Source organism: Amycolatopsis anabasis (assembly GCF_009765355.1).
Taxonomy (GTDB): Bacteria; Actinomycetota; Actinomycetes; order Mycobacteriales; family Pseudonocardiaceae; genus Amycolatopsis; species Amycolatopsis anabasis.
Genome location: NZ_VTHK01000004.1, coordinates 94,029 through 107,764, shown reverse-complemented (window position 1 = coordinate 107,764; position 13,736 = coordinate 94,029). Strand labels below are relative to the sequence as shown.

Sequence of the window (13,736 nt, the reverse complement as noted above, 5' to 3'; positions counted from 1 at the left end):
TTTCCCCGCGTGACAGGGTATCGGCGCGACGACGCTCGGTGGTGGGAAATCCCGGCACAATGTCCGGATGGACGATGATCCCCTGGCGAACCTGCGGCGGCTGTGCCTCGCCCTGCCCGAGACGACCGAGCGCCTGAGCCACGGCGAGCCGGCCTGGTTCGTGCGGGACAAGAAGGTCTTCGTCACCTTCGCCGACCACCACCACGACGACCGGCTGGCCTTCTGGTGCGCGGCCGCGCCGGGCACGCAGGAGGCGCTGGTCGCCGAGGCGCCCGAGAAGTACTTCCGGCCGCCGTACGTCGGCCACCGCGGGTGGCTCGGCGTCTGGCTGGACGTGTCCCCGCTCGACTGGACCGAGATCGGCGAGCTGGTGACCGACGCCTACCGGCTGATCGCGCCGAAACGCCTGGTCGCCGAGCTGGACGGCTAGCCGCGCTGGGAGCGGACGCCGAGGAGCACGTCCTCCCAGGAGGGGACGATCGGGTGGTTCTTCTTGCCCTTGGCGGGGGGCGCGGGTTTGGGCGTCGCCTGGGCGGCGGGTTCCGGTTCGGCCGGGGTTTCCGCGGGCACCCGGGGGATCTCGGTGGTGTCGTCCTCGCTCGGCTCCGGCGGGATCGGGGCCTCGATGACCCGGCCGCCGTCCTCGGTGACCGCGGAGTCCAGCGTTGGCTGGTTCGGGTCGGCCTCCGCGCGTTCGGCCACCGCGCGCAGGGTGCGCGGGGCGCGGTGCGAGTTCGGGTCGAGCAGTTCCTCGGCGTGCTCGTCCAGCGCGGTCACCGTGCCGCCGTGCGCACCCGGGGAGAACGACCAGTGCGCCCGGTTGTCCGACCGCCCGGCCTTCCAGAGCAGCCCGACGACCCATTTGCCGTCCTCGCCGCGCCAGGAATCCCAGGTCGCCTGCGTGTAGTCCTGCCCGCGCACGCCGAACGCGTACGCGACCACCTCGCCGAGCGTGCGGACGTCCGGCCCGTCCTCGCGCACCGGATGCGCGGCCTGGGCCAGTTCGGCGGTGCGGGAACGCTCCAGCAGCACCGGGTACGCGAAGCGCTCCACCCGCTGGACCGGCACCCCCGCGCTGTTCGCAACCTGCTCGACGGACTCGCCGGCCCGGATCCGGGCCTGGATCTCGCGTGGACGCATGTGGCTCTCCAACTCGATTTCGATCTGGCCGAGCCGGGTGATATCGCCGCGAGCGGCCGCGCGTAGTCTCTCATCGGCCGGCAGCAGAAACCGCTCACGGCGCGCCGGGTCTTCGCACACGATGGACTTTCCGTCCTCGTGCAGCCCGACTACCCGCAGCGCTCGCATGCCCGCCTCCCCTGAGACTTCACCATTGTGGGTGTTCACAGTAGAACGGCGCGTCGCCTTGACGTGTGAGGCGCGCCGAGTTCCGTCCCATCCAATCTTGATCTTGGTGGAAGTTCGGGCGCGATCCGTGCGGGACGCGCCGGGAACCCGCACGTCGGGCACTACTGGGTGACCGGGAGCCACACGCCGATCACCAGGCCCCCGGATTCGCCGGGCTGAGCGTACACCGCACCGTCGTGCGCCTGCGCGACCGAGCGGACGATGGACAGCCCCAGCCCGGCGCCCTTCGCGCCGTTCGAGGTGCGGTCGCGTTCCAGCCGCCGGAAGGGTTCGAACAGCGCGGGCACCGCGTCGGACCGCACCCGCGGCCCGGTGTTGCGCACCACCAGCGCCGGATTCGGGCCGACGCGCACGTACACCCGCCCGCCCGGTTCGTTGTAGTGGATCGCGTTCTGCACGAGGTTGGTGACCAGCCGCTCGAGCAGCACCGGATCCCCGGCGACGGTTCGCGGCTGCAGCTCGGTCTCGAAAGTGATCTCGTGTTCGGCGGCCAGATCGGCCGACGCGCGCAGCACGGACGCCACGACTTCGTCCAGCCGCACCGGAACCCTGCTGGTCAGCCCGCGGTCGCTGCGGGCGAGCACCAGCAGCCCCTCGATCATCCGCTCGCTGCGCTCGTTGGTGTGCAACAGCTGCTCGCCCAGTTTGCGCACCTCGGGCCGGACGTCCGGATCGGCCATGGCCACCTCGATCAGCGTGCGCTGCACGGCCAGCGGCGTGCGCAGTTCGTGCGAGGCGTTGGCGACGAACCGCTTCTGGCTGTCGAACGATTCGGCGAGCCGGTCGAGCATCCCGTCGAAGGTGTCCGCGAGTTCCTTCAGCTCGTCGTCCGGCCCGTCCAGTTTGATCCGCCGGTGCATGTTCTCGGCTTCCAGCTTGCGCGCGGTCGAGGTGATGGCGTGCAGCGGCCGCAGCGTCCGGCCCGCCGCCACCCAGCCGAGCAGCACGGCCAGCGCGGCGGCGATGACCAGCGCGATCGCCGACTGCATGAGCAGCGTGGACAGCGTGGACTCGCGGTAGTCGTCGAGCGAGGTGGAGACCAGCTGCATGGTCTGCGCGGGGTTGCCCGGCGGGCCGGCCGGCCGCCAGAACGGCACGTTCTGCTGCGTGACCACCCCCTGCCGCGCCACGGCGGCCGCGGCGAACCGGCCCGGCGCGGGCAGCGAACCGCTGACCAGCAGGTAGTTGACCACCACCAGGGCGATCCCGGCGAGCAGGAACAGCCCGCCGTACAGCGCCGTCAGCTTGACCCGCACCGACGGCCGCATCCTGGTCACGACGCGAACCGGTAACCCGCGCCGGGCACGGTCTCGATGAGCTGCGGCTCGCCGAGTTTGCGGCGCAGGGTCATCACCGCCACCCGGACCGCGTTGGTGAACGGGTCGGCGTGCTCGTCCCACGCCTTCTCCAGCAGGTCCTCGGCGCTGACCACCGCGCCCTCGGCCCGCATGAGCACCTCCAGCACGGCGAACTCCTTCGGCGACAGCGGGAGGAACCGGCCCTCCCGGGAGGCCTGGTGCCGGGGCAGGTCGAGCACCACCCCGGCCCGCCGGAGCACCGGCGGCAGCGCGGGCCGGACCCGCCGCGCGAGCGCCTGCACACGGGCGACCAGTTCGGCGAACGCGAACGGTTTGGTCAGGTAGTCGTCGGCGCCCAGCCCCAGCCCGGCGACCCGGTCGCCGACCTCGGCGGCCGCGGTGAGCATCAGCACCCGGGCTTCGCCCCCGGCGCGCAGGATCGCGCCGCACACCTCGTCGCCGTGCACCACCGGCAGGTCGCGGTCCAGCACGACCACGTCGTAGTCGTGCACCCCGACCCGTTCCAGCGCCTCGCCGCCGTCGTAGCAGACGTCGACCGCCATGGACAGCCGCCGCAACCCGTCCGCGCACGTGTCGGCCAGCAGTCGTTCGTCCTCGACGACCAGCACTCGCACAGCCCGCCTCCCGATGATGTCCGTCCCAGTGTCGGCCACGCCCACGTAAGCGGGAGATAAGCGAGTTCGCTTAACGGCCCCAGACCAGCGGTTCCGTAGAACTCCGCGGCAAGGCGGGTCTGGTTCGTCGGGGGCCGGATCCGCCCGGACCACACAGTCAGGGAGGAACGATGAAGGTGCGAATCGGGATCGCGGCGGCCGCCGGGGCCCTCGCCCTGCTCACCGCGGGCTGCGGGGGCGACGACGGCGGCAACAAGGTCGCCTCGGTGTCGTCCGGGGCGAAACCGGACGGCCAGGCGAACGAGGCGAAGACCGACGGCGGCGGGACCGACGAGGACAAGATGCGCGCGTTCGCCAAGTGCATGCGCGAGCACGGGGTCGACATGCCGGACCCCGAACCCGGCGAGAACGGGGGCGTCCGGATGAAGGCGCTCGGCGCCGACGTGGACAAGGCCAAGATGGACGAGGCGCACAACGCCTGCAAGACGCTGCTGCCGAACGGCGGCGAGCCGAGGAAGCTCGAGGGCAAGGAACTCGACGAGGCCCGCGCGCGGGCGAAGTGCATGCGGGACCACGGGGTCGACATGCCCGATCCCGATCCGAACGGCGCGGGCCGGACCATCAAGATCCCGGAGGGCGCCGACAAGTCCAAGATGGACGCCGCGATGAAGGAATGCGGCATGGGCGTGTCGGCTTCGCGCAAATGAGCGAAACACACGGCCGCCGCGGCCGCCGCACCAAGTGGTTCGTGGCCGCCGCGGTCACGATCGTCCTGCTCGGCGTCACGACCGTGGTCGTGCTGACCCGGACCTCGCCCGGTTCGGCCAGCGGCGCACCGCCCCCGCCGAAGGTCGAGACCGCGCCGGTGACCAGGACCGATCTCACCGATGCCGAAACCGCCTCGGGCACCCTCGGCTACGGCGTGGAACACGCGGTCGGCGGGCGCAAACCGGGCACCGTGACCTGGCTGCCGGAGCAGGGCGCGACCATCGAACGCGGCGGTACCGTGTTCGGCGTGGACGCCAGGCCGGTGCCGCTGTTCTACGGGAAGCTGCCGTTCTTCCGGGACCTGGCCGAGGGCGCGCCGGACGGGCCGGACGTCAAGGTGCTCGAGGAGAACCTGAAGGCGCTCGGGTTCACCGGGTTCGGCAAACCGGACGAGAAGTTCACCGCGGCCACCGCGACCGCGCTGAAGAAGTGGCAGAAAGCCTTGAAGCTGCCGGAAACCGGCACGCTCGCCCAGGGCGATGTCGTGGTCGAGCCGGGACCGATCCGGATCTCCGAGACCACCGCCCGGCTCGGCGCGCAGGCCACCGGGGACGTGCTGAAGGCGACCGGTACGGCCAAGGCGGTGACCGTCGAACTCGAAGCGACCAAACGGGATCTGGCCCAGCAGGGCGCGAAGGTCGACCTCGAGGTCACCGGCGGGAACTCGGGTACCGGCACGATCAGCTCGGTGGGCACGGACGCCCAGTCCGGCGGGGACGACGCCAAAGGTGGCGGCGGCGAGGAGAAGCCGAAGGTCAAGGTGACCATCACCCTGGACGATCCGCGGACCGCCGGTTCGCTCGATTCGGCGCCGGTGGACGTCAAGTTTCCCAAGGGCGAGCGGGAAGGTGTGCTCGCCGTGCCGGTCGGCGCGCTGCTGGCGCTGGCCGAGGGCGGCTACGCGGTCGAGGTGGCCGACGGCGGGCAGCGCCGGCTGCTGCCGGTCAAGACCGGGTTGTTCGCGAACGGCCAGGTCGAGGTCAGCGGCGACGGGCTGCGCGAAGGCATGCGGGTGGTGACGACGTCTTGAGTGAGGCGGCAGCACAACGCTCGCACAACGCTAATTGCCCGCCGAGCGAACCGCACGCGGAGCGAAGCGAGGCCGATTCAACACAGATCCCGGTGGTCGCCGTGCACCAGGCGAGCCGGTCCTATCCCGGTGGCGTGCACGCGTTGCGCGAGGTCTCACTGTCCATTGCGGACGGTGAGATGCTCGCGATCGTCGGGCCCTCGGGTTCCGGCAAGTCGACGCTGCTGCAGCTGATGGGCACGCTCGACCGGCCGACCGGGGGCCGGATCGAACTGCGCGGGCACGACGTGGCGAAGCTGTCCGACCGGGCGCTGTCCGCGCTGCGGTCGCGCTGGATCGGGTTCGTCTTCCAGCAGTTCTACCTGGACGCCGGGGTGAGCGCGGCGGGCAACGTGGAGACCGGGCTGCTCTACGCGGGCGTGCCGCGCCGGCGGCGCCGGACCCTGGCGTTCGCCGCGCTGGAGCGGGTCGGCCTCGGCCACCGGGCCGGGCACCTGCCCGGGGAGCTGTCCGGCGGGGAGCGCCAGCGGGTGGCCATCGCGCGGGCGGTGGTGAACCGGCCGTCGATCCTGCTCGCCGACGAGCCGACCGGGAACCTGGACACCGAGAACGGCGCCTCGGTGCTGGGCCTGCTCGGCGAACTGAGCGCGGACGGCACCACGGTCGTGATCATCACCCACGACCGGGACATCGCGGCCTCCGCGCCGCGCCGGATCGAGATGCTCGACGGCAGGCTCCGGCAGGACACGGGGGTCGCGGCGTGAGCAGACCGTACCAACCGCCAGCCGAGAACGCGGCGGAAGTAGCGAGCGCCTTGCACGCCGAGCGGAGCGAGGCCGATCAGCACCGCGTGACGTGCCCGCCGATTCCCAAACCGGCCCGCCTCGGGCCGCGGGACGTGTTCGCGCTCGGCGCGCACGGGATGCGGACCCGGCCGTTGCGCGCGGTGCTGTCCGCGCTCGGCATCGCCATCGGCATCGCCGCGATGGTCGCCGTGCTGGCCATCCCCGCGTCCAGCGCCCAGGCCCTGCACGACGAACTCGCCGCGCTCGGCACGAACCTGCTCCGCGCCGAACCGGGCAAGACCCTGCTGGGCGGGGACGCCGAACTGCCGCCGAGCGCGGTGCCGATGGCCCGGCGGATCGGGCCGGTCACCGCGAGCACCGGGATCGGGCACACCGGGGCGCACGTGCGGCGCACCGACAAGATCCCGGAGGACGACACGTCCGGGCTGGGCGTGTTCGCGGCGACCCCGGACCTGCTGGACGTGCTCGGCGGGCGCTTGCACGCGGGGCAGTTCCTGGACGCGGCCAAGCAGAACTTCCCGGCCGTGGTGCTCGGCTCGGTCGCCGCGAGCCGCCTCGGGATCGACCACCTCGACCCGGCGAAACCGCCGCAGGTGTGGATCGGCGACCGCTGGTTCACCGTCCTCGGGTTGCTCGATCCGATGCCGCTGGCGCCGGAGATCGAACGTTCGGTGCTGGTCGGCTGGGAAGCGGCGAAGGCGTACCTCGGCTTCGGCGGGCATCCGGCCACGGTGTACGTCCGGGCCGAGGAGTCCGAAGTGGACAGTGTGCGCGGGGTGCTCGCGCACACGCTGAACCCGCAGGCGCCGAACGAGGTCGACGTGTCCCGGCCCTCGGACGCGCTGGAGGCGCAGCGGATCACCGACGACTCCTTCTCCGCGCTGTTCCTCGGCCTCGGCGGCGTCGCGCTGCTCGTCGGCGGGGTCGGGGTGGCGAACACGATGGTGATCTCCGTGCTCGAGCGCCGCCGCGAGATCGGCCTGCGCCGGGCGCTCGGGGCGACCCGCCGCCAGGTGCGCGGGCAGTTCCTCGCCGAATCCGTGCTGCTGGCCGGGCTCGGCGGGCTGTTCGGCGTGCTCATCGGCACGGCGGTGACCGCGGGGTACGCGCTCAGCCAGGGCTGGCCCGCGATCCTGCCGATCGGCGCGCTGTTCGGCGGGGTCGGCGTCGCGGCCCTGGTCGGTGCGGTCGCGGGCGCCTACCCCGCGATGCGCGCCGCACGCCTCCCACCCACCCAGGCACTCGCCTGAACGGCGGCCCTGAAAGTCACCGAATCGCCCTAAAGTGACCTTCAGGGCAACTGGGGTCTGGAGGGACAAAGAATGTCGGAACAGAGAACCAGCCGCCGCGACTTCCTGCGGTGGCTCTCGATCAGCGGTGCCGGACTGGCCGCCGCGGGCGTGCTTCCCGGCGCGTTCGCCCACGCCGCCGAGCCGGACGTCACGGTGATCACGCACGCCACGCTGATCGACGGCACCGGCGCGCGGCCACTGCGGGACGCGACCGTGGTGCTGATCGGCGACCGGATCGTGTGGGCGGGCGCGCACCACGCGGCCCGGGTGCCCGAGGGCGCGCGGATCGTCGACGCGCGCGGCAAGTACGTCATCCCCGGGCTGTGGGACATGCACACGCACGGGACGGTGTACGAGGACATCTTCGTCCCGTTGTACCTGGTCAACGGGGTCACCGGCGTCCGGGAGATGTGGGGCTACCCCGAGGTGCAGGCGGTGCGGGAGCGGATCGACCGCGGCGAGTTGCTCGGCCCGCGGATCGTCATGGCCAGTTCGATCATCGACGGACCGATCACGCTGCTGGGGCCGCCGGTGGTCAAGGTCGGCACCGAGGCCGAAGCCCGCGAAGCCGTGCGGGCCGCCAAAGCCGCCAAGGCCGACTTCGTCAAGGTCTACTCCTACCTCGGCGCGAACGAGGTGCGCGCGATCGCCGACGAGACCCGGCGGCAGGGGATGCCGTTCGCGGGCCACGTCGCGTACCGCCTCTCCACCGCCGAGGCGAGCGACCTCGGCCAGCGCAGCTTCGAGCACTTCTTCGACGTGCCGATCTCGCTGTCCGCCCGCGAGGCGGAGTTCCGCCGGATCCTGGCCGGCACCCCGTACGACCCGGCCAACCCCCGGGCGTTCTTCAACCTTTCGCGCGAACTCGACCGGCAGGCGACGTTCTCGTTCAGCCCGGCCAAGGTCGAAGCGTTCGTCGCCCGCCAGAACCGCAACTCCAGCTGGCAGTCGCCGACCCTGGCCGTCAACCGGGTGATGTCGTCCCCGGCGGACACCTACGCGCACGACCCGCGGCTGCGGTACATGCCCGCGTGGATCCACGACTTCTGGCGGGAGGGCGTCAAAGGCGTGGCGCCGGTGACCCCCGAGCAGATCGCCCAGCAACGCGAATTCCTCGCCGCCCGGCTGCGGATGCTCGGCGCGCTGCACCACGCCGGGATCGGGGTGATCGGCGGGACCGACTGCCTGAACCCGTACGTCTTCCCGGGCTTCTCCAGCCACGACGAACTCGAACTGCTGGTCGAGGCGGGCCTGTCCCCGTTGCAAGCCATCCAGACGATGACCCGCGACGCGGCGCGCTACCTCGGGTTCGAGCGCACCATGGGCACGGTGACCGCGGGCAAGGTCGCCGATCTGGTCCTCCTGGACGCGAACCCGCTCGCCGACATCCGCAACACCCAGAAGATCCACGCCGTCGTCACCAAGGGCCGCCTGATCACCGCCGAGCAACGGCTGCGGATGCTCGCCGACGTCGAAGCCGCCGCGAACAAACCCCCGGCTCCTTCCGCCCTCACCCACCTCACCACCCTCCCCACCTGCTGCAACGGCGCTTGAAGTCCCCCAATGTGGCTTTCGGGACACTCAACGCCCCGAAAGCCGCATTGAGGTTTTCTCAGTGAGTTGGTGGTGCGGTCCCGCCGTCGCGAGTTGCACACTCAGGCACGCGAGTTACACGTTCGGGCACGCGAGTTGCACACTCAGGCACGCGACTTGTCAGTGTGGGACCTCGCAGGGCAAATGCGGGCTGCCGGACGCGGGGTGTGCGGTACCCGGCGGGGTTCCCGATCGCGGTGGGCGCCGGGAAGCCGACCGGTGTCGCGAGTCCCCCCGATTCGGACGTGCGAGTTCCCCGTTTCGGTCTACCGAGTTCCCCGTTTCGGTAGGCGAGTTCTCACCCGGGCACCCGGCGAGCACGGCGCGAAGCCGCACACTGAGAAAGCCACATTGGGAACCTTGAACGTCCCCAATGCCGCATTGGGGGACTATCCGTGTTGGATGGGTGGGTGGTGAGTAGGAGGGTGCTCGCGGTACTGGTCGCGGTGGAGATCGTGATCGTCGCCGTGGTGCTGGTGTGGAAGCGGCTCGACGGGCTCGATCTCGATGTCTACCGGCTCGGGGCGCAGGCGTTCTTCGAACACGGCGATCCCTACGGCCCGCTTCCGGCCACGCGGAACGGGACCTGGCTGCCGTTCACCTACCCGCCGTTCGCGGCGATCGCGTTCGCGCCGCTGCTCGTCGTCCAGCTCGACGTGGCGCTGGTGGCGCTGACGGTCATCTCGGTGATCGCGCTGGCGGCGGTGATCGCGCTGTGTGTCGGGTGGTACGAGCGGCGGGTGGCGGTCGCGGGCGCGGTCGTGCTCGGGGTGCAGGTCGGCGCGCTGATGAGCGAGCCGGTGCGCGCGACGCTCGGGTTCGGGCAGGTCAACCTGCTGCTGATGGTGCTGGTCGCGGTGGACGCGCTGGCCCCGATGCGCCGGTGGCCGCGCGGGGTGCTGATCGGGCTGGCGGCGGCGGTCAAGCTGACCCCCGCGGTGTTCGTGCTCTTCTTCCTGCTGCGCAAGGACTTCCGGGCCGCGGCGCGGTCGGTGGCGGTGTTCGCCGGATGCGCGGCGATCGCGTGGCTGATCGCGCCGCGGGCCTCGGGGGAGTACTGGACCCGGCTGATGTTCGCCGGGGAGCGGATCGGGGATCCGGGGTACATCGGCAACCAGTCGCTGCGCGGGCTGATCGCGCGGCTGGGGATCGGGTCCCAGTCCCTGGTGTGGGTGGTCGCCGCGGTCGTGGTGCTCGGGTTGGCGGTGTGGGTGATGCGGCGGGCGGTCCACGCGGGCCAGCCGGTGCTCGCCCTGCTGGCCTGCGCGCTCGGCGGGCTGCTGGTGTCGCCGGTGTCCTGGACGCACCACTGGGTGTGGGGCGGTCCGGTGCTCGGCGTGGTGTGCTGGCTCGCGGTGCGCGGCGGGCGAGCCCGGGCCGTGCCGCTGCTCGGGCTCGCCGCCGTGTCCGCGTTCGTGTTCCTGCGCAGCCCGCTGTGGGACTACCGGGACGTCTGGCCGATCAGGGAGAGTTACGTCCTGGTCGGCCTGGTGCTGCTCGGGATGCTCGGGTTACTGGCCAAGCCGCTCGACGACGAACTCCACGCACCGGGTGAGCGCGGTGACGTCGTCCGGGTCGATCGCGGGGAACAGGCCGACGCGTAGCTGGTTCCGGCCCAGCTTGCGGTACGGCTCCACGTCCACGATCCCGTTGGCGCGCAACACCTTCGCCACCGCCGCGGCGTCCACCTCGTCGGCGAAGTCGACCGTGCCGACCACCTGCGAGCGCAGCGCCGGATCGGTGACGAACGGGGTGGTGTAGGAGGTCTTCTCGGCCCATTCGTAGAGCCGGGTCGAGGAGTCCTTGGTGCGCGCGGTGGTCCAGGCCAGGCCGCCGTTCGAGAGCATCCACTCGATCTGGTCGGCCAGCAGGAACAGCGTCGCCACCGCCGGGGTGTTGTAGGTCTGGTCCTTGCGCGAGTTGTCCAGCGCGGTGGTCAGCGACAGGAACTCCGGCACCCAGCGGTCCGAACCGCCGATCTCGCCGACCCGCTCGATCGCGGCGGGCGACATGAGCGCCACCCACAGCCCGCCGTCCGAGGCGAACGACTTCTGCGGCGCGAAGTAGTACACGTCGAAGTCCTGGGCCTGGACCGGGAGCCCACCCGCGCCGGAGGTGGCGTCGATCGCGACCAGCGCGCCCTCGCTGCCCGCCGGGCGGCGCACCGGCACCGCGACCCCGGTCGAGGTCTCGTTGTGCGCCCAGCCGACCAGGTCGGCGCCCGCCTGGTAGGCGATCTCCGGCGCGCTGCCCGGCTCGGCCTTGACCACGATCGGGTCGGCCAGGAAGGGCGCGCCCTTGGTCACCGCGGCGAACTTCGAGGAGAACTCGCCGTAGGTGAAGTGCTGCGCGCGTTCGGTCACCAGACCGAAGGCGGCCGCGTCCCAGAACGCCGTCGTGCCGCCGTTGCCGAGCACGACCTCGTAGCCCTCCGGCAGGGAGAACAGCTCGGACAGCCCCGCCCGGACCCGCCCGACCAGCGACTTCACCGGCTTCTGGCGGTGGGAGGTGCCGAGCACGCTCGCGCCGTCGGACGCCAGGTGGGCCAGCTGCTCGGCCCGGACCTTGGAGGGTCCGCACCCGAAGCGGCCGTCGGCGGGCTTGAGGTCTGCGGGAATGGTCAGCTCAGCGACGTCGGTCATGTGCGCAGTCTCTCAAAGCCCGTCGGTCCAGGTGACGCCGGTCGTGACCAACCCGACACCCCGCCACCCGGTCGTGAGTGTTCGGTCCGGTGCTAACCGGCCCGGCCACGCACCCGAAAGTGCGTGCACTTTCGGGTCCTCGGCGGCACCTTCCACCACAGTGCCGTCCCGTGCAGGCCGGATGGGCGTTGGCAAGCGGTCACCGAGTGGGGTGGGTCGTGAGGGTTTAGGCCGGTTAGAACCGGCCATACCACTCACGACCCCGGGTCACTCGGTGCGCCAGCCGGTCTCGTCGACGCCGCCGGGGATCGGGGCGGCCGGGTCGTACGGGGTGCGGGTGAAGATGAAGGTCGCCAGGTCCAGGTGGTGCGGCGTGCCGTCGGCGGACCGGGCCACGCGCAGCGTCTCGCCCGCGTAGTAGCCGTCCAGCCCGATCCAGTCGTCGCCCCCGGCCGGGCGGAACCGGGACGCCCGCCCCTCGCCCTCGGCCGGGGACAGGTTCAGCCAGCCGTTCGGCAGCACGCGCAGGTGGAACGCGGTCGGCCCCCAGTGCCACAACCCGGTCAGCGCGAGCAATGCGGGGTCCACTTCGGACGGTCGCCACTCGGCGGGCAGCTGGGGCTCGTACTCGTCGGCGATCGTGATCAGGTCCATCGCCAGCGACAGGATCGCCACCCCGCTCGTGGTGTTCGCCAGGCACAGCGCGCCGGTCCCGGTCGCCTGGTCGACGAGCGTGCACGCGAGGAACCCCGGCATCGAACCGGTGTGCCCGGCCAGCCGCCGCCCGTTGTGCCGGATGAGCTGCAGGCCGAGCCCGTACCCGGCCTGCCACACGTCCCCGTCGTCGACGGTGGCCACCGCCCGCATCTCCGCGACGGTGTCCGGGTGCAGCACCTCGCCGGTGTGCCCGCCCACGAACGACGTCCACCGCGCGAGGTCGTTGACCGTGGACCACAGCTGCCCGGCGGGCGCCATCGCCCCGGCGTCCGGGGCCGGTTCCGGCAGCAGCACGTCGGCGAACGGGTGCACCGCCCAGCCCCGCGCGTGCCGCCCTTCCGGATGCGGGCTCGTGCGGTTCATCCCGAGCGGTTCGAGCACCTCGGCCCGCAGCGCCTCCAGCCACGTCATCCCGCGCAGCCGCGACACCAGTTCGCCGAGCACGCCGTAGCCGACGTTCGAGTAGTGGAACCGGCTCCCCGGCCGGAGCTTGAGCGAATCCGGGGTGAGGCTCGCGTCCAGCGCGGCCCAGTCGCCGCCCGGGCTGCGCTCCCACCACGAACCGGGCGATTCGGCCGTGATCCCGCCGGTGTGCGCGAGCAGCTGCGCGATGGTCAGCATGCCGAACCCGGTGCCCGGCACGTGCCGCTCGAGCGGATCGTTCAGTTCGAGCTTGCCCTCGTCGCGCAGGCGCAGCACCAGCGCGGCGACCATCGATTTGGTGATCGAGCCGAGCCGGTACTGGGTGTCGTCGTCGGGAGCCGTCCCGTCGACGAAACCGCGCGCGCCGGACCAGACCAGCGCGCCGTCCCGGACCACGCCGCCGACCAGCGACGGCGCTCGGCGGGTGGACTGCTCGGTGGCGAGCCGGCGGAGCAGGGCGAGCTCGGTGGTAGACAGCATGGTCAACATTCTGCTCCCGGCGCCCGGCGGTGACGACAACAGGCTCGCCCGCTACCGGGGCGCGAGCAGGTCGCGCAGGCCGCGTTCCAGGGAGGCCAGCAGCCGCCGGTTCGCCGCGGAGCGGGGGCGGGTGTGCAGCATGCGGTCGGAGAATCCGTCGGTGAGGCCCTGCACCAGGTCCGCGAGCTGGACGGCGGGCAGGTCGTCGCGGATCTCGCCCGTCCGCTGGGCGTGTTCGATGAACTCGACGGTCATCCGGTGCGCCCAGTCGTAGTCCGCGCGCAGCTTCGCCGCCCAGTCCGGCCGGGTCGCCGCCTGCGCGGTGAACGCGAGGATCACCACGAACTCGGCCCGGCTCTGCTCGTCCACCGGCAGCGCCGCGCGGACGTACCGCCAGAGCACGTCGATCAGCGGACCGGTCGTGGCCACCGTCGCCCAGCGTTCCAGCAGGTACTCGCCGGTGAGTTCGAACGCGAAGCCGAGCAGTTCCTCGCGCGTGGCGAAGTACTTCTGCACGGCGCCCGCGGAGATCCCGGCCTCGGCGGCCACCGTGCGGACGCTGACCGCGTCGATCCCGTCGCGCGCCACGAGCCGCAGCAGCGCCTCGGCGATGGCGCGGCGGCGCTCGGCTCGGTCGACAACCTTGGGCACGGTCTTTAGGATACACTCGTATCCGCAAAGTGG

Annotated in this window: 13 protein-coding genes; 7 read left to right on the top strand and 6 right to left on the bottom strand. The window is 71.9% G+C overall.

Annotated features, from left to right (window positions below; all coding sequences use genetic code 11):
• Nucleotides 1–67: 67 nt before the first annotated feature.
• A complete protein-coding gene (locus tag FXO23_RS06535; RefSeq protein ID WP_158881838.1) occupies nt 68–430 on the top strand; it encodes an MmcQ/YjbR family DNA-binding protein in 363 nt (120 codons plus the stop codon).
• On the opposite strand, the gene sepH is transcribed toward FXO23_RS06535, so the two are convergent.
• The 3 genes from sepH to FXO23_RS06520 all read right to left on the bottom strand — a co-directional run bounded on the left by sepH (nt 427) and on the right by FXO23_RS06520 (nt 3,301).
• Nucleotides 427–1,308, bottom strand: a complete 882-nt coding sequence (gene sepH, locus FXO23_RS06530; RefSeq protein ID WP_158881836.1) for a septation protein SepH — start codon at nt 1,306–1,308, stop codon at nt 427–429. The two genes, FXO23_RS06535 and sepH, sit on opposite strands and share 4 nt — an antisense overlap.
• Nucleotides 1,309–1,469: 161 nt before the next feature.
• Nucleotides 1,470–2,636 (bottom strand): sensor histidine kinase, encoded by a 1,167-nt coding sequence (locus FXO23_RS06525; protein ID WP_158882427.1) that lies wholly within the window; start codon nt 2,634–2,636, stop codon nt 1,470–1,472.
• Between the two features lie 5 nt (nt 2,637–2,641).
• Nucleotides 2,642–3,301 carry a response regulator transcription factor gene (locus tag FXO23_RS06520; protein WP_158881834.1) on the bottom strand — a complete coding sequence of 220 codons (660 nt, stop codon included), beginning with the start codon at nt 3,299–3,301 and terminating at the stop codon, nt 2,642–2,644.
• A 170-nt stretch (nt 3,302–3,471) separates the two neighbouring features.
• On the opposite strand from FXO23_RS06520, the gene FXO23_RS06515 reads away from it, so the two are divergent.
• The 6 genes from FXO23_RS06515 (at nt 3,472) to FXO23_RS06490 (ending at nt 10,394) form a co-directional block, all read left to right on the top strand.
• Nucleotides 3,472–4,008 carry a hypothetical protein gene (locus FXO23_RS06515; protein ID WP_158881832.1) on the top strand — a complete coding sequence of 179 codons (537 nt, stop codon included), beginning with the start codon at nt 3,472–3,474 and terminating at the stop codon, nt 4,006–4,008.
• A complete protein-coding gene (locus FXO23_RS06510; RefSeq protein ID WP_158881830.1) occupies nt 4,005–5,099 on the top strand; it encodes a peptidoglycan-binding protein in 1,095 nt (364 codons plus the stop codon). The genes FXO23_RS06515 and FXO23_RS06510 overlap by 4 nt, the downstream gene beginning before the upstream one ends.
• 86 nt (nt 5,100–5,185) lie before the next feature.
• Nucleotides 5,186–5,863, top strand: coding sequence for an ABC transporter ATP-binding protein (locus FXO23_RS06505; protein WP_158882425.1), 678 nt, complete (start codon nt 5,186–5,188; stop codon nt 5,861–5,863).
• Nucleotides 5,864–6,021: 158 nt separating this feature from the next.
• Nucleotides 6,022–7,155 (top strand): ABC transporter permease, encoded by a 1,134-nt coding sequence (locus FXO23_RS06500; RefSeq protein WP_179956712.1) that lies wholly within the window; start codon nt 6,022–6,024, stop codon nt 7,153–7,155.
• 72 nt (nt 7,156–7,227) lie between these two features.
• Entirely contained in the window at nt 7,228–8,751 is a 1,524-nt protein-coding gene (locus tag FXO23_RS06495; protein ID WP_158881828.1) for an amidohydrolase family protein, read from the top strand.
• Nucleotides 8,752–9,200: 449 nt separating this feature from the next.
• Nucleotides 9,201–10,394, top strand: coding sequence for a glycosyltransferase 87 family protein (locus FXO23_RS06490; protein ID WP_246256989.1), 1,194 nt, complete (start codon nt 9,201–9,203; stop codon nt 10,392–10,394).
• Here FXO23_RS06490 and serC read toward each other — a convergent pair.
• From serC to FXO23_RS06475, 3 genes are all read right to left on the bottom strand, one after another.
• Nucleotides 10,302–11,432 carry a phosphoserine transaminase gene (gene serC / locus FXO23_RS06485; RefSeq protein ID WP_158881826.1) on the bottom strand — a complete coding sequence of 377 codons (1,131 nt, stop codon included), beginning with the start codon at nt 11,430–11,432 and terminating at the stop codon, nt 10,302–10,304. The genes FXO23_RS06490 and serC overlap by 93 nt on opposite strands.
• A 267-nt stretch (nt 11,433–11,699) precedes the next feature.
• Entirely contained in the window at nt 11,700–13,052 is a 1,353-nt protein-coding gene (locus FXO23_RS06480; protein WP_158881824.1) for a serine hydrolase domain-containing protein, read from the bottom strand.
• Between the two features lie 51 nt (nt 13,053–13,103).
• Entirely contained in the window at nt 13,104–13,703 is a 600-nt protein-coding gene (locus FXO23_RS06475) for a TetR/AcrR family transcriptional regulator (protein ID WP_158881822.1), read from the bottom strand.
• Nucleotides 13,704–13,736: the final 33 nt, after the last annotated feature.